Raw genomic sequence first — 20853 nt, forward strand, 5'->3', positions numbered from 1 at the left:
GGCCGTTACGGCGCCAGCAGTGATACCGACTTGATCTGCGCCCAGAGCTTTTGCCCGGCGTGAATGCCCAGCTGATCGAAGGAGTAGCGGGTGATCCGCGCCAACAGGCGCTGATCGCCCAGACGCAGGGTCAGCAGCATCTGTGCGTCGAGCGCCTGCCAGCTGTCCACCTGCGCTGGCAGCAGGTTGAGCAGGCTGCTGCCTTCGGCCCGCTGCAGGCCGAGGCTGACGTCGCGCGCCTTGATCTTCACCCGCACCGGGTGGCCGTCGGGTAGCGCTGCATGTGGCAGGCGCAGGCAGGCTTGGCTGCCGGGCAGGCGCAGTTGCAGCAGGTCGTAGGCAGCATCATGACCGCACACTTCGCCATCGATCACCGCTTCGGCATCCTCGTCGCTGGCGAAGGGCAGGTCGGCGCGCAGCAGGGTTTCCTTGAGCGGGCCGCTGGCGCGCACCTGGCCTTCGTCGAGCAGCACCAGGTGATCGGCCAGGCGCGCCACTTCATCTGGCGCATGGCTGACGTACAGCAGCGGAATATCCAGCTCCTCGTGCAGGCGCTCGAGGTAGGGCAGCACCTCCTGCTTGCGCTTGAGATCGAGCGAGGCCAGCGGCTCGTCCATCAGCAGCAGGCGCGGGCTGGTGACCAGCGCGCGGGCGATGCCGACGCGCTGGCGTTCGCCGCCGGACAGCGCCGAGGGCATGCGCTCGAGCAGATGACCGATGCCCAGCAGTTCCAGCGCCTGATCCAGCGCCACCTTGCGCTGTGCGGGCGGGATGCGTTTCTGCCCGTACTCCAGATTCCGGCGCACGCTCAGGTGTGGGAACAGGTTGGCGTCCTGAAACACGTAGCCGATGGCGCGCCGGTGGGCGGGGAGGAAGAACCCGCGCTCGCTGTCCTGCCAGAGTTCACCGGCCACCTGCAGGTAACCCTGCTGCGGGCGATCCAGCCCGGCGAAGCAGCGCAGGCAGCTGGTCTTGCCCGAACCGGAATGACCGAACAGTGCGCTGACGCCCCGCGCCGGCAGGTCGAGGTCCACGTCCAGGCGAAAGCCGGTGTGCTGCAGCAGAAAGCGTGCGCGGATACGCCCGTCATCCGCCATGGGCAGGGGCGCGCTCTTGCCGAGACCGAACATCACCAGGCCCTCAGCTTGCCGCTGCGCCCGCCGTACAGCGCCAGCAGGACGATGAAGGAGAAGGCCACCATGCCGCCGGCCAGCCAGTGCGCCTGGGCGTAGTTCATGGTTTCCACATGGTTGTAGATCTGCACCGACACCACCTGGGTCTTGCCGGGGATATTGCCGCCGATCATCAGCACCATGCCGAACTCGCCAACGGTGTGAGCGAAGGCCAGGATCGATGCGGTGACGAAGCCCGGGCGCGCCAGCGGCAGCACCACGCTGAAAAAGCTGTCCCAGGGGCTGGCGCGCAAGGTCGCCGCGGCCTCCAGCGGGCTCCGGCCGATGGTCTCGAAGGCGTTCTGCAGCGGCTGCACGACGAAGGGCAGGGAATAGAAGATCGATCCCATCACCAGGCCGGTGAAGCTGAAGGTGAAGGTACCCAGACCCAGGCTCTGGGTCAGCTGGCCGAAGAATCCCTTGGGCCCCATGCTCACCAGCAGGTAGAAGCCGATCACCGTCGGCGGCAGCACCAGCGGCAGCGCCACCACGGCACCGACCGGGCGTTTGAGCCAGGAGTCGGTGCGGCTCAGCCACAGTGCGATCGGCGTGCCGATGATCAGCAGCAGCACGGTGGTCAGCGAGGCCAGTTCCAGGGTCAGGACTATGGCATCGAGGTCGTTCTTCGACAGCGGCATGGGCGGGTTCCGGCAACTGGCGTCTGGACAAACGTAGCCCGGACGCAATCCGGGGCCTGCTCAGGCAGATGGCCCCCGGATTTCATCCGGGCTACAGGGATTACAGTTTATAGCCGAACGACTCGATCACCCTGGCGGCTTCCGCGCCTTTCAGGTACTCGACCAGTGCTGTCGCGGCCGGATTGTTCGCGCCTTGCCTGAGGATCACCGCATCCTGCCTGATCGGGTCATACAGGGCCTGCGGCACGATCCAGGCCGAACCGCTGCCGAGCTTGCCGTCCCTGTACACCTGCGACAGCGCGACGAAACCCAGTTCGGCATTGGCGGTGGAGACGAACTGGTGCGCCTGGGTGATGTTCTGGCCCTCGACCAGCTTGGCTTTCACCGCCTCGCTCAGGCCCAGCCTGTCCAGCACCTGCGCCGCTGCCAGGCCATAGGGCGCAGCCTTCGGGTTGGCGACGGCCAGGTGCCTGAACTGGCCGGCTTTCAGCGCTGCATCGGTACCGTCGAGGTAGCTGGCATCGGCCGACCACAGCACCAGACTGCCGATGGCGTAGGTGAAGCGCGAGCCCGGTGCGGTCGCGTTTTCGCTTTCCAGCCTGGCCGGCGTCGTGTCATCGGCGCTGAGCAGCACATCGAACGGCGCGCCGTTGTTGATCTGCGCATAGAACTGCCCGGTGGCGCCGAAGGAGGCGACCAGCTTGTGCCCGGTGGCTTTCTCGAATGCCGGCGCGAGGGCCTGAAATGGCGCGGTGAAGTTGGCGGCCACCGCGACCTTGACCTCGTCGGCCATGACAAAGCTGGTGAACAGCAGACCGAGTGCGAGCAGGCTGTGCATGAGAGGCTTGAGCATATGGCGTCCCTGTTGTCCTGGGCGGGAGGACGAATGCGGCAATCCTACATCGTTATGTCATTTTGTATATAGCGCCGGTAGCGTGCCGCCTTGATGGGCGATGGATGCATCCATGACTATCGGTGCAGTGATCCTGCAGCCGGCGGCACTCAACTGGCCTTGCGCTTGCCCGCAGACAGCCGCGAGACGCCCAGCAGCACCAGCGCCAGGCCGCCGATCTGGTACAGGGTGATGGCTTCGCCAAGCAGCGCCCAGGCGGCGAGCAGCGTCAGCACCGGGCCAAGGTTGCCGAACAGGGCGGCATGGCTGGCGCCCATGCGCTGCACCGCCAGCGCCATCCAGTAGATCGGCAGCACCGTCGACAGCAGCGCCATCAGCGAGCCGTGCAGCCACACCTCGGCCGGCAGGTTGAGCAACTGCGCGGGGTCACGGGTGAGGCCGTAGTGCGCCAGCACCATGATCGCCGAGGCGCCGCCAGCCAGCCCGGCCAGGCGCATCGAGCCGACCCGGCGAATCACCACGCCGGTGCCCAGGTAATACAGGGCGTAGGTCACCGCACTGGCGAACACCCAGGCGGCGCCGAGCAGGATCTGCTCGCTGTCGCCCTCGACGCGGATGTCATGCACCAGCGCGATGCCCAGACCCAGGTAGCACAGGCCCAGAGCGAGGAAGGTGCGCGGCCCCGGTCGTTCACCCATTGCCAGCATCTGCAACAGCAGCACCAGGGTCGGATAGGTGAACAGGATCAGCCGCTCCAGCCCGGCGCTGATGTACTGCAGGCCGTAGAAATCGAACAGACTCGACAGGTAGTAGCCGAACATCCCCAGCAACAGGACGTGCACCCAGTCCCTGGCCGACAGCCGTGCCTGCCCGCTGCCCCGGCTCAACCACAGCAGCCAGGCAAACAGCGGTAGTGCCAGGCCCATGCGCAGGCTCAGCACGGTGACGGCGTCCACTGGCGCTGCGGCATAGGCGAGCTTGACGAAGATGGCTTTCAGGCTGAAGCCGGTGGCCGAAAGCACGGCGAACAGCACGCCGTTGTCCAGGCTGCGTTGGTAGGTGGCGGTCAGTGCGTTCATGAGCGGGGCTGCGGCAGGAATCGAGCTGTTATTCTGAGAGGAAAGCTGCGCGGCCAGAATCGCAATTTCACGAAGATGGCTTTCTGATCTGGAGAAGGCTCCATGCATTTCGATTTGCCCGACCTGCGTCTGATCGCGGCGATTGCCGCCACCGGCAGCCTGAGCAAGGCGGCGGCGACCTTTCCCGTCGCGGTGTCGGCGGCCAGCACCCGCCTGCGCCTGTTCGAGGAGCGCTGCGGGCTGACCCTGTTCGTGCGCAGCAGCGACGGCATGAGCCTGACCCCGGCTGGTCGCCTGGTGCTGGAAGCCTGCCAGGGCGTGCTCAAGGAGGCCCGCCAGCTCAGCGAAACCCTGCAGGAGCTCAATGGCGAGCGGCGTATAACCCTGCGCCTGGCGGCTTCGACGGTGGCCAACAGCACCTTTCTGCCGGCGGCGCTCGGGCCGTTCCTGGCCGATTACCCGGAAGTGGATCTGCAGCTGGCCGAGTACAACAGCAAGGATGTGCTGCAGGCAGTCAGCGACGGCAGCATCGATATCGGCGTGTATGACGGCAACCTGCCCACCGACAATCTGCTGTCGCTGCCGTTTCGCAATGACCGCCTGGTGCTGCTGGTGCCGCAGGGACATGCGCTGATCGGCCAGCCCCCTGCTTCGCTGCGCAGTGCGCTCAACTTTCCCTTCGTCTGCCTGCCGGCCGAGCGCGCGATGCAGCGCTTCATCGAGTACATGGCGGTGCGCAACGCGCTGCCATTGAAGGTGCGGGTGCGCGCGCCGAGCTTCGATGCCATCGCCCAGCTGGTGGCGCAGGGTGTCGGCGTGTCCATGCTCCCCGAGGTGGCCGCGACCCGCTTTGCCCAGGAACTGCCGGTGGCGGTGGTGATGATGGAGGATGTCTGGGCCACCCGCGAGCTGCGCCTGTGCGTGCGCAGCTGGGATGCGTTGTCGTCCCATGCGCGGCAGTTAGTCAGTTATCTCTCGCCCGAGCGGTCATCCGGCGACGACCTGAGTGCGTGACGTAGGAGCGGCTTCAGCCGCGATAGAACCGCTCGCCGCTAAAGCGCCTCCCACGGTGCGTGGTTTGAGCGGCTGCCAGTGCAGTGTGGGAGGGGCTTTCGGCTCTGGCGTCCTGCTTCGCGCTACCTCCTGCATCCATGCAGTCGTAGCCGCGACAGCCCCCACCAGCACTTCCACTGCACATCACTTGAAGAACTGGCTGGGTGTCAGACCGAACTGCTTCTTGAACATGGTGGTGAAGGCGCTGGGGCTGTCGTAGCCCAGCTCCCCGGCGATGTCGATGATCTTCTCGCCCAGTGCGATGCGCTCCAGCGCCAGCAACAGGCGCGCCTGCTGGCGCCATTGGCCGAAGGTCATGCCGGTGCCTTTCTGGAACAGGCGCTGGATGGTCTTCTCATCCAGGCCCAGGCGGTCGCTCCAGTCAGTCAGGGTTGAGCCGTCACCGGGATGATCCTGCAGCGTCGTGCAGATCGGTTGCAGGCGCGGATCGGCCGGCTGCGGCAGGTGCAGCGGCAGGGTCGGCAGGATGCGCAGTTCGTCGAGGATCAGACGCATCACCCGCGCCTCGCGCGAGTCCTCGGCATAGGGATGGGTGATCTCGACGGCAGCGCGGATCAGCTCGCCCAACAGCGGCGAGATGGCCACCGCGCGGCACTCGGTGGGCATGTCCGGCAGGCTGTCAGGGCGCACGAACAGGCTGCGCATCTTGACGCTGCCGACACAGCGGATCGCGTGCACCTGGCCGCTCGGCATCCAGATGCCTCGGCTCGGCGGCACCGTCCACTGGTTCATCGCCGAGGTCACCACCATCACCCCGGATATGGCGTAGATCAGCTGGTGCTTGTTGCGGTGCGAGTGCGGCTCGATGACGGCGTTGACCGGGTAATCCGTGGCGCTGCTGCTGACCAGCCAGGGAGAGGCGTCGATGTCGGCCAGCAGTTTTTCGGGCAAGCGCATGGGTATGCCTTTTTTGCGAGGGTTGTTTCCCGATCTTCGTGAGACAGGCGGTTGAGCGGAGCCTAGCATAGCGCCGTCCCTTACCTCGTCCGGAAGCTTCAAGCATGTCCAGCAGTCCTGCCGCTACCTCCCTGGCTGGTGCTTCGCCCGTCGCTCAGGCCAGCCCCCTGGTGATGCGCGTGATCGGCGCCTGCGCCCTGGCTCACCTGATCAACGACCTGATCCAGGCGGTGTTGCCCGCCATCTACCCGATGCTCAAGCTCAACTACGGCCTGAGCTTCGCGCAGATCGGCCTGATCACCCTGACCTTTCAGCTCACCGCCTCGCTGCTGCAGCCCTGGGTGGGCTATCACACCGACCGCCATCCTAAGCCCTGGCTGCTGCCGGCCGGCTCGCTGTGCACCCTGGTCGGCATCCTCATGCTGGCCTTCGTTGGCAGCTTCCCGGCGATCCTCATGGCTTCGGCGCTGGTGGGTATCGGCTCGTCGACCTTCCACCCCGAAGCGTCGCGCATCGCTCGCCTGGCCTCGGGCGGGCGCTACGGCCTGGCGCAGTCCACCTTCCAGGTCGGCGGCAATGCCGGCACTGCCTTCGGCCCGCTGCTGGCGGCGGCCATCATCATTCCCTACGGCCAGGGCAACGTCGCATGGTTCGGCCTGTTCGCCGCCTTCGCCATCGTCGTGCTGTACGGCCTGAGCCGCTGGTATCGCCACCACCTGACGCTGTTCAAGCTCAAGCAGGGCGGTGTAGCTACTCACGGGCTGTCATCCGGGCGGGTGAAGTTCGCCTTGCTGATCCTGGCGCTGCTGGTGTTTTCCAAGTACTTCTACATGGCCAGCTTCACCAGCTACTTCACCTTCTTCCTGATCGAGAAGTTCGACCTGTCGGTGGCCAGCTCGCAGCTCTACCTGTTCCTGTTTCTCGGCGCGGTGGCAGCCGGCACCTTCTTCGGCGGGCCGATTGGCGACCGCATCGGGCGCAAGCAGGTGATCTGGTTCTCCATCCTCGGCGTGGCGCCGTTCTCCCTGCTGCTGCCGCACGTCGACCTGTTCTGGACGGGCGTGCTGAGCATGGTGATCGGCTTCATACTCGCCTCGGCATTCTCCGCCATCGTGGTCTTCGCCCAGGAGCTGATGCCGGGCAACGTCGGCATGATCGCCGGGCTGTTCTTCGGCCTGATGTTCGGCTTTGGCGGCATCGGCGGGGCGCTGCTGGGCTACCTGGCGGACATCCACGGCATCGAGGAGGTATTCCTGATCTGCTCCTTCCTGCCGCTGCTGGGCATCCTCACTGCGCTGCTGCCAACTCTGAAGGCGCGTTAACCCATCCGTCGCCACACGCTGGCCAGCCAGGGTTGCTGGTCGCGTGGCAGGCCGGCGGGGCGGTAGTAGTGCTCCAGTTCGACGAAGCCGGCTGCCGTGAGTCGTGCGCGCCAGCGTTCCAAGTCGTGGTAGCTGCCGTAGCGCGGGCCGTTCCAGCCTTCCTGATTCTCACCACGCGGGTTGGAGCTGAACAGCACGCCGCCGGGCTTGAGTGCCGCGTGCAGCTGGCCAAGCACACGCGGCAGTTCCTGATCCGGCACGTGGAACAGGCTGGCGTTGGCGAAGATGCCATCGAAATGCGCGGCTGGCAGATCCAGTTCGAGAAAGCTCTGCTGCCACACCTCGCAGTCGCTGTCGGCTTGCGCCATGGCGACGAACTCGGCGCAACCGTCGAGGCCGATGGCCTCATGGCCGAGCCTGCTGAAGGTGCGCAGGTCGCGCCCCGGACCGCAGCCGAAATCGAGAATGCGCCAGGGCTTTTGACCTTCGATATGACGCAGCAGCGCGGCGATGTTCTGGCTCACGTCATGGTCGCGGGTACCTTCGCGAAAGTCCTCGGCGCTGCTCTGGTAGTGGGCCAGGGTGAGGGCGCTGATCTGCGCGAGTTCTTCGGGGCTCAGGGGCATGATGGCGGTCCGCAAAAGAAGGCATTAAACCTGCTGGCGGTGGCTGCTGGCCAGTGAGGCGGGTGATGCCACAAGGCCGCCAATGAACCACCGCTGAGCTTTGACAGTCCCATTTTCCGAGGGGTACAGGCCGGCTGGCTGCAGTCGGGCGCCCACAATCAGGAGAAAATGCGATGGTTACGCACTACAAGGTCTCTGGCCACCTCGCGTGTGGCTCTCATGGTGAAAAGCTGTCCTCCACCAGCGATCTGGCCAAGGTCAAATGCCGCAATTGCCGCAAGACCGAAGTCTTCACCGAAGCACGTCGTAAAGCCCGCAATTCCGCCCGCCGCGCCGCGCGTCGGGAAAAGACTGCCACTGCCGTCAGCGACTGGCGCACCTCCTGGGAGGCGCGTCTGGCCGCCTTGCCAGGTCCGCAGCGTTTGCCGCGTGGTTTCGGCGACCAGGCATACGTCTAGCCGGGTGACGAGCGCTGCAGGCACCTCGGCCGCGAGCCGAGCCGCCGCGCCGGTCGCGGCTGAGGTGCTTCCGGCGTTTCGCTGCCGTGGTCCATCCAGGTCTTGAGTTCGATACGCGCAACAGGCTGTTCCCGCGTTTGCTCCGTAGCTCGGCTTTGCCTTAGATTGGCCGGCTCACCTCGACCGGAACCGCCCGGTCATGCCTCAAGGTCTGCGTCGTGTCTGCTGCTCTGCCCGCTTCCGTTTATCGTCTTCCCGGTTTTCTGTCGTTTCTCATCGCCCGCATCGTCGTGGTTTTCGCGGTGCAGATTCAGGCCGTCGTGGTGGCCTGGCAGGTCTACGACCTGACCCGCGATCCGCTGTCGCTGGCCTATGTGGGTCTGGCCCAGTTCATCCCCATGCTGCTGCTTTTGATGCCGGCCGGCGATCTGATCGACCGCTACGACCGCAAGCTGATCCTCATGCTCAGCTGGGTGGTCGAGGGTGGATGCGCCGCCGCGCTGCTGTGGCTCTCGCTGAGCGAGGCGCCGGTCGCCTGGTATTACGCAGTGCTGGTGCTGTACGGCTGCGGTCGAGCCTTCACCGGGCCTGCGCTGTCGAGCCTGCTGCCGCAGATCGTGCCGCGCGAGCGCCTGGCCGCGGCTATCGCCGCCAACAGCATGATCATGCGCGGCGCGACCATTTCCGGGCCGGTGATCGGTGGTGGTCTGTATGCCCTCGGTGGCGGCGGGCTGACCTATTCGGTGTGTCTGGCGTGCTTCTTCGTTGGCTGCCTGCTGCTGCAGCGGGTGCCGGTACTCTATGCCGAGAAGATGCAGGTGCTGGAATCCGGCGCCTGGACGCGGTTCACCGCGGGCATTCACTTCATCCGCACGCGGCCGATCATCCTCGGCACCATCTCGCTGGATCTGTTCGCCGTGCTCTTGGGCGGCGTGGTGGCGCTGCTGCCGATCTACGCCCAGGAAGTGCTGGAAGTCGGCCCGACCGGCCTCGGCCTGCTGCGCAGCGCCATGGCCATCGGCGAGGTTTCCGTCGGCCTGTACCTGAGCATGAAGCCCTTCAACCGCCATGTCGGCCTGGTGATGTTCGGCGCGGTAGCGCTGTTCGGCCTGGCCAACCTGGTGTTCGCCCTGTCCAGCCTGTTCTGGCTGTCATTTGCCGCGCTGGTGGTGGCCGGCGGGGCGGACATGGTGAGCATGTACATCCGCTCATCCCTGGTGCAGTTCTCCACACCGGACGCCATGCGCGGCCGGGTCAACGCGGTGAACATGCTCTTCATCGGCTCGTCCAACGAGCTGGGTGAATTCCGCGCCGGTACCAGCGCTGCCTGGTTCGGCGTGGTGCCGGCGGCGCTGATCGGCTGCGCCTGCACCCTGACCGTGACGGGCGGCTGGATGCTCGGCTTCAAGAGCCTGCGTCAGGTCGACCGATTCGAGGATGCTTCGCCGAGCAGGGCGGCCTGACATGGCCCCGTACTGCTTCCGCGCTAGGACATGCGCATCGTACAGATGCAATGTGCGCAAAGGATTCGAGTCAAGGCGCTGGCGACCCTCTCCCATAAATGGAGAGGGGTAAAAGCTGCGTGGCATTGGCGCCGGGTGCGCTGTGCGCTGTGCGCACCGCGACTGAATCGGGCCTCTGGCTACCCTAACCGCAGCAGCGGCCTGAGCTTCAGGCCAAGCACGGTACCGATCAGGCAGAACAGGGCGAACACCCAGCCCGACGCTGCACCGGCCATCACTCCGGACAGCAGCGTGCCCACGGTGCAGCCCAGGGCCAGCAGGCTGCCCCAGCCCAATAGCACGCCGCCGAGCAGGCCGCGCAGCCAGTCACGTGGCGCACCGCTGCCAGGGCGGAAATCACCTGCGGCCAGGGCGCTGGCCCAGGCTGCGATCACCAGGCCGATGACGAACAGCCCGTTGTTCGACAGCAGGGTTTCCTTGACCACCGTGGCGCAGCCGGAAAAGCCGTCGAGCCCTTCCAGACGCTCGGGCAGCCAGCCCAGGCTGTTCGCGCCGGTGCGCGCCAGGCTGCCCAGTTCTGCGGTTACCCCCAGCGGAGCGACGCGAAAATAGGCCAGCACCGCCAGGCCGCCGATCAAGACACCGCCGACCCAGGTCGGCCAGCGCGCGCCAAACAGCAGGGACCACAGTCCCCGTGCCCCGACCGCCGCACCTGCCTGGCGGTAGCGCAGCAGCCAGGCAGCCAGCGCTCCGAGCAACAGCAATTGCAGGAGCAGCGAGCCGCCATAACCGAGCTTGCCCGGCAGCCAGAGCACCGGTGCCTCCTGCAGGGCGGCCAGATACAGCGGGTTCCAGCTGAGAAAGCCGAGGGCGAAACCGAGCAGTGCGCCGGCCAGTGCTGCCAGCGAGGCGAAGTGGCCTTCACCCAAGCGATACAGGTGCGCGCTGATGCACGAGCCGGAAATCGCCATGCCGATGCCGAACACCGTGGCCGCCAGGGCCAGCACCCAGCTCAGCGGGCCGATATGCGCATCCGGCGGCAGGCGCCCGCCGCTGGGATCGGGCAGGAAGGCGCCGAACACCGTGTGATACCCGATAGTGCCTACCGCCAGGGCGGCGAGCAGGCCAAGCAGGCCATCCGGCACGCGGCGTTCGATGAAATCGCGGGTGACGCAGAAGAAGCAGAAGCGCGAGCGCTGCAGCAGCAGGCCGAACAGCGCGCCGCTGGCCAGCGAATAGCTGAAGGCGCGGCCTTCGTTGCTGCCGTCGGCCAGGTGCCAGGCCACGGCGAGCAGGACGACGGTCAGCAGACCGGTCAGGGCGGCGGGCAGTGCTGTGCGAGGAGAGGTGATGCTGGCGGTCATGGCTTGTCCTTTCCTACCGTAATGACGAAGCGGCCCTGGCGTGGCGCGCAGGGCCGCTGTTCGAGTAGGGCGGATCAGGTTTCATCTGTCCACGTCACCCACCCTACGGGCTGTAATGCTCCAGGTCTTTTACTTGCCGCCCCAGACGGTGCCGGCCACGTTTACCACCGGCACGCCCACAGCGTTGCCGTACTCGGTCCAGGAACCGTCGTAGTTGCGCACGTCATAGCCGAGAATCTTCTTCAGGGCGAACCAGGTGTGGCTGGAGCGCTCGCCGATGCGGCAGTAGGTGATGATCGGCTTGCTGCCGTCGACGCCCACCGCACCGTAGATCTTCTTCAGTTCATCGGCCGATTTGAACGTCCCGTCGGCGGCTACCGCCTGGCCCCAGGGCACGTTCACCGCGCCGGGTATGTGGCCGGCGCGCACGGCCAGCTCCTGCACGCCTTGCGGAGCGAAGACCTTGCCGTTGTATTCATCGGCCGAGCGGATATCCACCAGCTGCACGTCGCTGCGTTTCTCGGCGGCTGCAACCACGTCCGGCAGGAACGCGCGCAGCTCCCTGTTGGCGGCCTTCACCGTGACGTTGCCGGCTTTCGGCGTGCTGGCGCGGCTATCCAGCTGGCGGCCTTCGGCCTCCCACTTGGCGCGGCCGCCGTCGAGCAGCTTGACGTTGTCGACGCCGTACACGTCGAACACCCAGGCACCCCAGGCGGCGAACCAGTTGTTGTTGTCGCCATAGAGGATGGTGGTGCTGTCGTCATTCACTCCGGCCTTGCGCAGCAATTGCTGGAAGGCTTCCTGGCTGGCGATGTCACGGCGTACCGGGTCGACCAGATCGCTGTGCCAGGCGAAGTTCACCGCACCGGGGATATGCCCGCGTTCGTAAACGCCGGGCACCACGCTGACCTCGATGATGCGCAGCTTGGGGTCCTGCAGGTTCTTTTCCAGCCAGTCGGTGCTGACCAGGTATTCGCTGGCAGCCTGGGCCGTTTGCAGCAGGGTAGCGGCGGCCAGCAGGCCGGCGCCGAGGAGGGTTTTGATCTTCATTGTTGTGACCTCGTGGTCGTTGGCAGTTTTTGAGGCTAGATGAGCGCCGCAAGGGCGAAATATCGATTCTTCCTATGCATATTCCCGGGGCGTGACCTCCTTCCCTAGCCGTACAGCGACGGTTGCGGCCCCTGGCCGCTGAGCAGCCAGTTGCCCAGGTCGCGCACCTTGTAGTCGATCGGGTCGTGCAGGCTGTGTACCCGCACGTTGCGCCAGAAGCGGTCGAAGCCGTAGCGCGAGCTGGTGGCGCGGGCGCCCATGGCTTCGAAGATCTGGCTGGTGATCTCCAGCGCGGCGCGTACCGCCACCACCTTGGCCTCGCTGATGGCCAGCGCCACTTCGGCGCGTTCGGCGGCGGTCAGCGCCGGTTTTTCCCAGGCGGCCTGCAGGCGCTGGGCGGCGTGCTCGGCCAGCGGCAGGGCAGCGCGGTAGCGCAGCCACAGCTCGCCGTAGCGCTGCTGGATGAACGGATCATCACTGGCACTGGCCACGCCCGAAGCCGGCCATGGGCGGCTCTGCTCGCGGGTGTAGCGCAGTGCGGCATCCAGCGCGCCTTGGGCATTGCCCAGATAGAGTTGGGTAAGGATCAGCTGCGACAGGCAGGCACGCAGGGTGGTGCGCGGGCTGGGGCCGACCGGGCCGAGCAGCTCGCTGCTGTCGACGAATACCTGCTCGAACTGCACGGTGCCGCTGTCGGTCTGGCGCTGGCCGAAACCGTCCCAGTCGCTGTTCACCGCCAGGCCCTCGCGTTGACTCGGCAGGACGATGAACACCCGGTCTTCCGGGTTCTTGCCACGCGGTGCGCTGATCACCAGCGCATCGGCGCCGAGCGCACCGGAGCAGAACGACTTGCTGCCGTTGAGCTCGTAATGTTCCTCGCGCGGGGTGAGCTTGAGGCCGGTGTCGCGGCCGTTGGTGGCGTTGCCCCAGAACCAGCGCTCCTGCACCGTGCGGGTCAGCCAGTGGCGCTGCTGCTCGGGGGTGCCGAACAGCAGGATGGTCGCCACCTGCAGGTGCTGGAAGGCGAACAGGTGGGCCAGCGAGCTGTCCACCGCCGCCAGGTAGCGCACGATGCGATAGATTTCCGGCCAGGCCACGCCCTGGCCGCCGTACTGCTGCGGCACGGCCAGGGTCAGCAGGCCGCTGTCGCGCACCAGCTCGCGTTCGACCTGGGCGCTGCCGCCAGCGCGGTCACGCTCCACTGCGCTGGCCGCCAGACGCCGGGCCAGGCGTTCGACCTTGGCCGTGCGGCTGCCGAAATCCACGGGGAACAGGTGGGCGGCGAACAGTGGTTCGTCGCGCAGGCTGGGGTGCAGGCGGGCTTCGGCGTTCATTGCGGGCTCCAGATGCTCACGTCGCGGGCGTCCACCGAGGTCGGCAGCAGGCTGGCGCCGTAGAAGGCGTCGGCAATCTTCTGCTGCTCGGCGAGGCTGTCCGGTTGCACCAGGCGCACCTGGTAGCTGCGCTTGGCGTTGGCCTGCTCGACGATGGCCGGGTCGAGATTGCCCCACAGCGGGCCGAGAATTTCAGCTGCCTGGCGCGGATTGGCGCGCAGCCAGTCGCCGGTCTTCACCAGCTCGGCGAACACGGTCTGCAGCACCTGCGGGTGGCTCTTGGCGAACCTGGCGCTGGTCAGGTAGTAGCGCTGGTAGTCGGCCAGGCCCTTGCCGTCGGCGAGGATGCGGGTCGGCAACTGTTGCTGGGCGCCGCTGAGGAAGGGTTCCCAGGTGACCCAGGCGTCCACCTTGCGGTTCTCGAAGGCGGCGCGGCCGTCGGCCGGGGTCAGGTAGGCGGGTTCGATATCGCTGAACTTCAGACCGGCCTTGTTCAGCGCCGCGATCAGCAGGTAGTGCACGCCGGCCGCCTTGGTCACGGCGATCTTCTTGCCCTTGAGGTCGGCCAGGGTTTTGATCGGCGAGTCCTCGCGCACGATGATCGCCTGGGCGCTGGGGGAGGGCGCTTCCTGGGCGAAGTAGGCGAGGTCGGCACCGGCGGCCTGGGCGAATACAGGCACGGTGTCGGCGACATCGGCGGACAGATCGATATTGCCGACGTTGAGCGCTTCCAGCAGCGGCTGGCCGTTGGGGAATTCGTGCCAGCTGACGCTGATGTCCTGATCGGCCAGCGCCTTTTCCAGCGTGCCTTGGCTCTTCAGCAGGCTGATCAGCGTGGAGGATTTCTGGTAGCCGATGCGCAGTTGCTCGGCGGCCTCGGTGAGCGGAGCGACGAGCAGGCCGATAGCCAGGGAGGCGGCGATCAGTTTGCTGCGCTGGGAATGGGTCTTGGACATGGCGGCTCTCGATACGAACACGTGCCGGCCATGGATGCGGCGGATCACGCGTACTTCAGTGTTCAGGGAAAGAAGTCCGGTGATCCGGTAGGGGGAAGCTAAGCGATATAAAAAGGCGTTGTTAAATAATTTTTAGGAATTAGCTAAGGCCGGTTTGTCAGTCGGCGTGTAGCAGGTGGGCGGTAGAGCTCATAGGTTACGTTTTCGGCCGGGGGCGCGGGGCGGGTTATGCCGGGATTGACCTCATATTCCTTTTTGTTACTACAAAGTGAAAAATAATTCTTTTTAGGGATTAGTCTGCATTTCGTAGATTAGCCGCCAGCCGACAGCGGACCACCGCATCGGGCCCGATCAGGGGCTCTTATGCCAATCCGCCGAGACCTGCGCCAAGCACGCAGTCCTGCCGAGCCCCTGTGCAGTGCCAAACCCGAACAGCACACAGAGCACCTGGAGCATCGAGCATCATGAAAAAAACCACCCTGGCCTTGGCCATCGCCGCCAGCACCCTGAGCCAGGTGGCCTCTGCCGATTTCATCGGTGACAGCAAGGCCACCATCGACCTGCGCAACCTGTACTTCAACTCCGATAACCGTGAGAGTCAGAACTACTCCGGCCAGACTGAAGAGTGGGGCCAGGGCTTCATTCTCAACTTCCAGTCCGGTTTCACCGAAGGTACCGTCGGCTTTGGCGTCGACGCCATCGGCCTGCTCGGCGTGCGCCTGGACAGCGGCGGTCGCAATACCACCCCGGCCAAGGCTGGTCAGGACCGTACTCCGGGTCAGCTGTTCCCGCTGGACACCGACGGCTCGGCGGTCAGCGACTACAGCAAGGCCGGGGTGACTGCCAAGGCGCGCATCTCCAAGACCGAACTGCGTCTCGGCACCCTGCAGCCGAAGCTGCCGGTCGTGACCTTCAACGACGGTCGCCTGCTGCCGCAACTGTTCGAGGGCGGCCAGATCACCTCCAGCGAAATCGACGGTCTGACCCTGACTGCCGGCCAGCTGGAGCACGCCAAGGGCCGTAGCTCCACCGACTCCCGCGGCCTGTCCATTGGCGGTGCCAACAGCGGCGCGACCCGCCAGTTCGTCAATACCTTCTACTTCGCCGGTGGTGACTACAAGATCACCAAGGACCTGACCGCGCAGTACTACTACGGCAACCTGGAAGACTTCTACAAACAGCACTTCCTCGGCCTGGTGCACAACTACGCGCTCGGCGGCGGCAACCTTAAGAGCGACCTGCGCTACTTCTACAGCGATGCGGACGGCAAGAACGGCAGCGTGGCCGGACGTGCCGAAGGTTTCCGCAGCAGCGGCTACTGGAATCCGGGTGACAGCAAGGCCGGTGAAGTGGACAACCGCACCTGGAGCGCGCTGTTCACCTACTCCCACAGCGGCCACGAGCTGAACGCCGGCTACCAGCAGGTTTCGGGCAACAGCGCCTTCCCCTTCCTCAACCAGGGTGATGGCGCCACCGCCTACCTGATCACCGACCGCCAGATCGGCAAGTTCGCCAGCGCCGGCGAGCGTACCTGGCTGGCAGGCTATGGCTACGACTTCGGCAAGCTCGGTGTACCGGGTCTGAAGGCATCGGTGACCTACCTGTCCGGTGACCACATCGACAACGCCACCGGCGACAAGAAGGAGTGGGAGCGTGACTTCCGCCTGGATTACGTGCTGCAGGAAGGCGCCCTCAAAGGGCTCGGCTTTTCCTGGCGTAACGCCAGCCTGCGCAGCGAAGTGGCCAACGACACCGACGAGAACCGTCTGTACGTGACCTACAGCCTGCCGCTGCTTTAACCAACCCCCTGTTGCCATCTCCTGACCGGCCCGCCAACGGGCCGGAAGGCGCTTCCCCCGAAGGAGATGATCATGAAGAAGAACCTCTTGCGTACCGGCCTGGCGGCCCTGATTGCCGCCTGGCTGCCGGCCAGCGTGCACGCCGCACCACCGAAGGAAGTTCGCCTGGACTACGCCTACTACGCCCCCACCAGCCTGGTGCTCAAGCAGCAGGGCCTGCTGGAAAAAGCCCTCGCGCCGCAGGGCATCGCCGTCAAATGGGTGTTCAGCCAGGGCAGCAACCGCTCGCTGGAATACCTCAACGGCGGCAGCACAGATTTCGCCTCCACTGCCGGCCTGGCCGCCGTGCTCAGCCGCGCCAACGGCGCGCCGATCAATACCGTCTACGTTGCCAGCCGCCCGGAGTGGACAGCGCTGGTGGTGCCCAAGGACTCGCCCGTCCAGTCGCTGGCCGACCTCAAGGGCAAGAAGGTCGCCGCCACCAAGGGCACCGACCCCTTCCTCTTCCTCCTGCAGAGCCTGCAGCAGGCCGGGCTGGACAAGAACGACGTGGAAATCGTCCACCTGCAACACCCGGACGGTCGCGTCGCCCTGGAGCGTGGCGACGTGCAGGCCTGGGCCGGGCTCGACCCGCTGATGGCCGCCAGCGAGCTGCAGGCCGGTTCGCGCCTGCTGTATCGCAACCGCGACTTCAACAGCTACAGCGTGCTCAGCGTCACCGAAAAGTTCGCCAAGGAGCAGCCCGAGCTGATCAAGCAGGTGATCGCCGCTTATGAGCAGGCGCGTCAGTGGGCCATCGCCAACCCCGATGCCCTGGCCCAGTTGCTTGCCGACGAAGCCAAGCTGCCGCTGGAAGTGGCCAAGCTGCAACTGTCGCGCACCGACTTCAGCAACGCGCAGCCGGGCGCCGAACACATCAAGGCGCTGAAAGCCGCCGCGCCGATCCTGCTCGACGAGCAACTGGTGCGTCCGGGTACCGACGTCGCCCAGGTGGTCGATCAGCTGATCCAGCCGCAACTGGCCGCTCAGGTGATCGGTGGCAACCTGGCCAAGGCGGGGAACTGACCGATGGGCGCGCTCAACCTCGTCATCGGTCGCTGGGCCGAACGGCTTCCAGGCTGGCGGCCGGCACTGACCGACCTGCGTGGTTGGGTGGTGCCCCTGCTGATTCTGGCTCTGCTGGAAACCCTGGTGCGCAGCGGCGTATTGCCCGCGCACCAGATGCCTGCGCCGAGCCAGGTGGCGCAAACGCTGTACCTGCTGGCGCAGAGCGGCGAGCTATGGCGGCACCTGAACGCCAGCCTGCTGCGCGTCGGCGCCGGTTTTGCCATAGGCGCCGCGCTGGCCATCGCCATCGGCACCTGGGTGGGCCTCAGTCGCCGCGCCGAAGCCTATCTGGAACCGACCTTCCAGGCGTTGCGCGCCATTCCGAGCCTGGCCTGGGTACCGTTGCTGCTGCTCTGGCTGGGCATCGACGAAACGCCGAAAATCGTGCTGATCGCCCTCGGCGCCTTCTTCCCGGTGTACCTGGCCCTGCTCGCCGGCATTCGCAATATCGACCGCAAACTGGTGGAAGTCGGTCGGCTCTACGGCCTGTCGCCGCTGGCGCTGGTGCGCCGGATTCTCCTGCCCGCTGCGCTGCCTAGCCTGTTCACCGGCCTGCGCGGCGCGCTCAGCCTGAGCTGGATGTTCCTCGTCGCCGCCGAACTGATCGCCGCCACCCGTGGCCTTGGCTATCTGCTCAGCGATGGCCGGGAAACCTCGCGTCCGGATCTGGTGATCGCCGCCATCCTGCTGCTGGCGCTGCTCGGCAAACTCAGCGACAGCCTGCTCAAGGCCTGGGAAACCCGAGCCCTGCGCTGGCGTGACAGCTTCCAGGGCGGGGAGGGCAGAGCATGAGTGCGCTGCTGAAGCTGCAGAACATCCACAAGGCTTTCGCCGACGTGCGTGTGCTCGAAGACGTCAGCCTGAGCCTGGCCGCTGGCGAAGTGGTCAGCCTGCTCGGCCCTTCTGGCTGCGGCAAGAGCACCCTACTGCGCATCGCCGCCGGGCTGGATCAGGACTATCAGGGCGGGCTGGAACTCAACCCGCTGCTCAACTTCGGTCGCGGCAGCGGCATCGGCGTGGTGTTCCAGGAGCCGCGGCTGATGCCCTGGCTGAGTGTGGCGCAGAACGTCGGCTTCGCCGATGGCTGGGTGGCTGATGATCAGTGGGTTGAACAACTGCTGCGCGACGTCGGCCTGCACGGACGGGGCGACGCGCTGCCCAAGCATCTCTCCGGCGGCCAGGCGCAGCGCGTGGCCATCGCCCGCGCGCTGTACGGCAAACCGCAGGTGCTGCTGCTGGATGAACCCTTCAGCGCGGTGGACGCCTTCACCCGCATGAAGCTGCAGGATCTGGTGGTGGAGCTGGCCGCCCGCTATGAGATCGCCGTGCTGCTGGTCACCCATGACCTCGACGAAGCCTTCTACCTCAGCGACCGCGTGCTGATCCTCGGCGGCACACCAAGCCGCCTGCAACGCGAACTGGCCGTGCCTCTGACCCGCCCCCGCGACCGCCGCTCGGCGGAACTGGCCTACCTGCGCGGCGAGGCCCTGACCGAGCTGTACCAGTCGCACGCGCTGTAAACGAACTCTTCAAGGTGGAGTACTTTTTCGGGCCGCAAGGCCCGATTTTTTTTGCTCGCGTCAAGCGCACCTGCGTAGCCCGGATGCAATCCGGGGGCTTTGTCAGCGCGAGGCTTCAGAGGTTATGGCGGGTATGAAACCGAACGTTTCATTCGGTTGAGGGTGCTCTACCCAGACTACTTGCTGATGTAGGGCGGCCTCGCTCGCGAAGCGAGCAGCCCGCCAGGCCGTGTCGAGAGCGGAACCTGCGCCCTACGAGCTGTTCCTACCCTTGGCAGGGTGGACAAGCTCTGCGTTGTCCACCCTACGCGGTGGGTATTTCAGCGTAGGGTAGATGACGCTTTTCCCATCCACCATTGGTGATTGCCAGGCGGCTCGCTGTGCCCGGTTAAGTGGGAAGTTTCCGCTGGCTTTTGTGTGGGCAATGGTGGACAAGCTTCGCGTTGTCCACCCTACGCGCTACCAGATTACTTTCCAGACTCCGCCGCCGGTGCATTTGGAGCAATGATAGAAATTGCTCCATTCGGAAGTGCCTTCCAGCCGTTCAACGCCCTTTTTGGCCTTGTCGGCGTTATTGGCTCCCTGCCATGCGTTATGCCCGCAGTCCTTGATTCTCACGAGCACGTCATGGGACGGGGTGTTCCGTGTCTTCTTGTAGTAGCGGGTTTCGCCTTCGGTTGGCGTGATTTTCTCGGATAAATCTTCGGCTTCCGCTTCATCCGCTCCGCTGTCTTCTTTGAGGCGGCTCAACGCATACTCGGCCGCTTCTGCTTTGCTGGCCTGGCGCGCAATCTCTCGGTAGGCTTCATCCAATGATGCCTTTAGCTCTTCGTTCTCCTGGATGAACAAACGCGCCAATTCGATTTCGTCTGAATTCGAGTTGGCGCGCTGCTCCAGCTCCAGAAGCCTGGATCGCGCAGCCTGGTTCTGAATCTCACGAATGACGGCAGGTGGCTCGACGGTAAGCGAGGCGACGCCCATTACGTTGCGTCTCAACAGCGAGCGAAATCGCTGCATGCCCTTGCCATCTGAGTCCTGAGACAACAGGTGGCTGGCAGTCCATACCGAGCTTTTGGGCGAAACAGATCCATCGAAATCCCTTCCGCCTGGCCAGTACAGGCGTACAGCTCCGAGATAACAGGAGTTGGGCTTTCCAAGTTCATCGGTTAACAGCCAGGACGCTTCTTCGTCGATGCGAACGACGCTGGCCAGTCCTGCCAGATCAGAGGCCAGGCGAGTCTCGAGGTTCTCCCAAATGGGCTCTTGCTCGATTTCGGAAACCACAACAATGGGGAGTGTTCTGGCGGGGTCCTGGATTATGGACTTGAGCTTCTGTCCGCCGTCTGTGCCATAGAGCATTTGTGCGGTGGAGTCGGGGATGGGGAAATTTCCGATGTGCCAGTCACTGCGCAATCCAAGAAGCTTTTTGACAATGAAGGGGCAGCGCGGGTCTGTGAATACCGGGGCAATGACCGTGGCTATGTTTTGAACGGCCAAGGTTGCATAGACGACAATCCTGTCCTTGAGCTTGAGAAGGTCAATGGTAGTGATGAACTGCTGTCCTGATGTTGTTGGCTCGAGAAGAGAGAGTTCTCTGAACGTGCCAGCCTCGGACGCGGCGTCTCTGCGCTGGAATTGTCCGTCCGCTGAACCTCTTGTTCTGGATATGAATTTTCCTGAAGAAACAGCAGGGTCGGATGCGCCTTTTTCAATCAGCCATTCGTTCAATGCCTGCTCAATGCGGGCGGCTGACCTGGAGACTTCCTCTTGGGACAGGACTGCAGATTCTAGAAGGTACGCGGAAAGAATCTGCATTACAGGGAGCCCCATTGGTTGTCGGAAAGATTCAGCAATTTAGCGGATATCCATGTCGCGTTGCACACGGAAAATCTGTGCGCAATTTTTCCTGTGTTGCTGCGCGTCCTCGTTTCGCCTGAAGATGTCGCGGCCTCCGCGACCTCTCCACAGCCACCCACAAATTCTGTGAACACCACTGTGGATAACCTTTGCAAAAGCCCTCCACGCCTAGCATCCAAGCGGGTCTCGGCAGGCCGTTCAGTTTTTGTCCAATGACGCTCTGCTGGCGTATCGCCAGGCGGAATATCGCTTTTAATCAATCACTTGGCCCAGGTTTTCAACAG

Annotated in this window: 19 protein-coding genes; 8 read left to right on the top strand and 11 right to left on the bottom strand. The window is 64.9% G+C overall.

What is annotated here, in order from left to right; translation table 11 throughout:
• Positions 1 to 5 precede the first annotated feature (5 nt).
• From modC to OEG79_RS01325, 4 genes are all read right to left on the bottom strand, one after another.
• Positions 6 to 1130 carry a molybdenum ABC transporter ATP-binding protein gene (modC, locus tag OEG79_RS01310; protein ID WP_264148657.1) on the bottom strand — a complete coding sequence of 375 codons (1125 nt, stop codon included), beginning with the start codon at positions 1128 to 1130 and terminating at the stop codon, positions 6 to 8.
• Entirely contained in the window at positions 1130 to 1810 is a 681-nt protein-coding gene (gene modB / locus OEG79_RS01315; RefSeq protein ID WP_264147091.1) for a molybdate ABC transporter permease subunit, read from the bottom strand. The genes modC and modB overlap by 1 nt, the downstream gene beginning before the upstream one ends.
• A 100-nt stretch (positions 1811 to 1910) precedes the next feature.
• Entirely contained in the window at positions 1911 to 2663 is a 753-nt protein-coding gene (gene modA, locus OEG79_RS01320) for a molybdate ABC transporter substrate-binding protein (RefSeq protein ID WP_264147092.1), read from the bottom strand.
• Positions 2664 to 2812: 149 nt separating this feature from the next.
• Positions 2813 to 3742: a DMT family transporter gene (locus OEG79_RS01325; protein ID WP_264147093.1), complete on the bottom strand. Its 930-nt coding sequence runs from the start codon at positions 3740 to 3742 to the stop codon at positions 2813 to 2815.
• A 102-nt stretch (positions 3743 to 3844) separates the two neighbouring features.
• On the opposite strand from OEG79_RS01325, the gene OEG79_RS01330 reads away from it, so the two are divergent.
• Complete coding sequence (locus OEG79_RS01330; RefSeq protein ID WP_264147094.1) at positions 3845 to 4756, top strand: LysR substrate-binding domain-containing protein; 912 nt, start codon at positions 3845 to 3847, stop codon at positions 4754 to 4756.
• Positions 4757 to 4939: 183 nt separating this feature from the next.
• On the opposite strand, the gene OEG79_RS01335 is transcribed toward OEG79_RS01330, so the two are convergent.
• On the bottom strand, positions 4940 to 5713 hold the full coding sequence (locus OEG79_RS01335; protein WP_264147095.1) for an AraC family transcriptional regulator: 774 nt from the start codon (positions 5711 to 5713) through the stop codon (positions 4940 to 4942).
• 104 nt (positions 5714 to 5817) lie between these two features.
• Between OEG79_RS01335 and OEG79_RS01340 the strand changes: the two genes are divergently transcribed.
• The gene (locus OEG79_RS01340; protein WP_318840827.1) at positions 5818 to 7035 is read left to right on the top strand and encodes an MFS transporter; all 1218 of its coding nucleotides are present in this window, start codon (positions 5818 to 5820) and stop codon (positions 7033 to 7035) included.
• Here OEG79_RS01340 and OEG79_RS01345 read toward each other — a convergent pair.
• Positions 7032 to 7661, bottom strand: a complete 630-nt coding sequence (locus tag OEG79_RS01345; RefSeq protein WP_264147096.1) for a class I SAM-dependent methyltransferase — start codon at positions 7659 to 7661, stop codon at positions 7032 to 7034. The two genes, OEG79_RS01340 and OEG79_RS01345, sit on opposite strands and share 4 nt — an antisense overlap.
• Before the next feature lie 173 nt (positions 7662 to 7834).
• On the opposite strand from OEG79_RS01345, the gene OEG79_RS01350 reads away from it, so the two are divergent.
• Entirely contained in the window at positions 7835 to 8119 is a 285-nt protein-coding gene (locus OEG79_RS01350) for a hypothetical protein (RefSeq protein WP_264147097.1), read from the top strand.
• A gap of 218 nt (positions 8120 to 8337) precedes the next feature.
• Entirely contained in the window at positions 8338 to 9582 is a 1245-nt protein-coding gene (locus tag OEG79_RS01355; protein ID WP_264147098.1) for an MFS transporter, read from the top strand.
• Positions 9583 to 9761: 179 nt separating this feature from the next.
• On the opposite strand, the gene OEG79_RS01360 is transcribed toward OEG79_RS01355, so the two are convergent.
• The 4 genes from OEG79_RS01360 to OEG79_RS01375 form a co-directional block, all read right to left on the bottom strand.
• The gene (locus tag OEG79_RS01360) at positions 9762 to 10946 is read right to left on the bottom strand and encodes a YeeE/YedE family protein (RefSeq protein ID WP_264147099.1); all 1185 of its coding nucleotides are present in this window, start codon (positions 10944 to 10946) and stop codon (positions 9762 to 9764) included.
• Positions 10947 to 11075: 129 nt separating this feature from the next.
• Positions 11076 to 11996 carry a sulfurtransferase gene (locus OEG79_RS01365; RefSeq protein ID WP_264147100.1) on the bottom strand — a complete coding sequence of 307 codons (921 nt, stop codon included), beginning with the start codon at positions 11994 to 11996 and terminating at the stop codon, positions 11076 to 11078.
• 104 nt (positions 11997 to 12100) lie between these two features.
• The gene (locus OEG79_RS01370) at positions 12101 to 13330 is read right to left on the bottom strand and encodes an acyl-CoA dehydrogenase family protein (protein WP_264147101.1); all 1230 of its coding nucleotides are present in this window, start codon (positions 13328 to 13330) and stop codon (positions 12101 to 12103) included.
• Complete coding sequence (locus OEG79_RS01375; protein WP_264147102.1) at positions 13327 to 14286, bottom strand: aliphatic sulfonate ABC transporter substrate-binding protein; 960 nt, start codon at positions 14284 to 14286, stop codon at positions 13327 to 13329. The genes OEG79_RS01370 and OEG79_RS01375 overlap by 4 nt, the downstream gene beginning before the upstream one ends.
• Positions 14287 to 14750: 464 nt before the next feature.
• On the opposite strand from OEG79_RS01375, the gene OEG79_RS01380 reads away from it, so the two are divergent.
• The 4 genes from OEG79_RS01380 (at position 14751) to OEG79_RS01395 (ending at position 18712) form a co-directional block, all read left to right on the top strand.
• The gene (locus OEG79_RS01380; protein ID WP_264147103.1) at positions 14751 to 16085 is read left to right on the top strand and encodes an OprD family porin; all 1335 of its coding nucleotides are present in this window, start codon (positions 14751 to 14753) and stop codon (positions 16083 to 16085) included.
• Positions 16086 to 16157: 72 nt separating this feature from the next.
• Entirely contained in the window at positions 16158 to 17150 is a 993-nt protein-coding gene (locus OEG79_RS01385) for an aliphatic sulfonate ABC transporter substrate-binding protein (RefSeq protein WP_264147104.1), read from the top strand.
• 3 nt (positions 17151 to 17153) lie between these two features.
• A complete protein-coding gene (locus OEG79_RS01390; RefSeq protein ID WP_264147105.1) occupies positions 17154 to 17984 on the top strand; it encodes an ABC transporter permease in 831 nt (276 codons plus the stop codon).
• Positions 17981 to 18712, top strand: a complete 732-nt coding sequence (locus OEG79_RS01395) for an ABC transporter ATP-binding protein (protein WP_264147106.1) — start codon at positions 17981 to 17983, stop codon at positions 18710 to 18712. Before OEG79_RS01390 ends, OEG79_RS01395 begins: the two co-directional genes overlap by 4 nt.
• A 459-nt stretch (positions 18713 to 19171) precedes the next feature.
• Here the strand turns inward: OEG79_RS01395 and OEG79_RS01400 are convergent, their stop codons facing one another.
• The gene (locus OEG79_RS01400; protein WP_264147107.1) at positions 19172 to 20527 is read right to left on the bottom strand and encodes a hypothetical protein; all 1356 of its coding nucleotides are present in this window, start codon (positions 20525 to 20527) and stop codon (positions 19172 to 19174) included.
• Positions 20528 to 20853: the final 326 nt, after the last annotated feature.

Source organism: Pseudomonas sp. Z8(2022) (genome assembly GCF_025837155.1).
Classification (GTDB): Bacteria; Pseudomonadota; Gammaproteobacteria; order Pseudomonadales; family Pseudomonadaceae; genus Aquipseudomonas.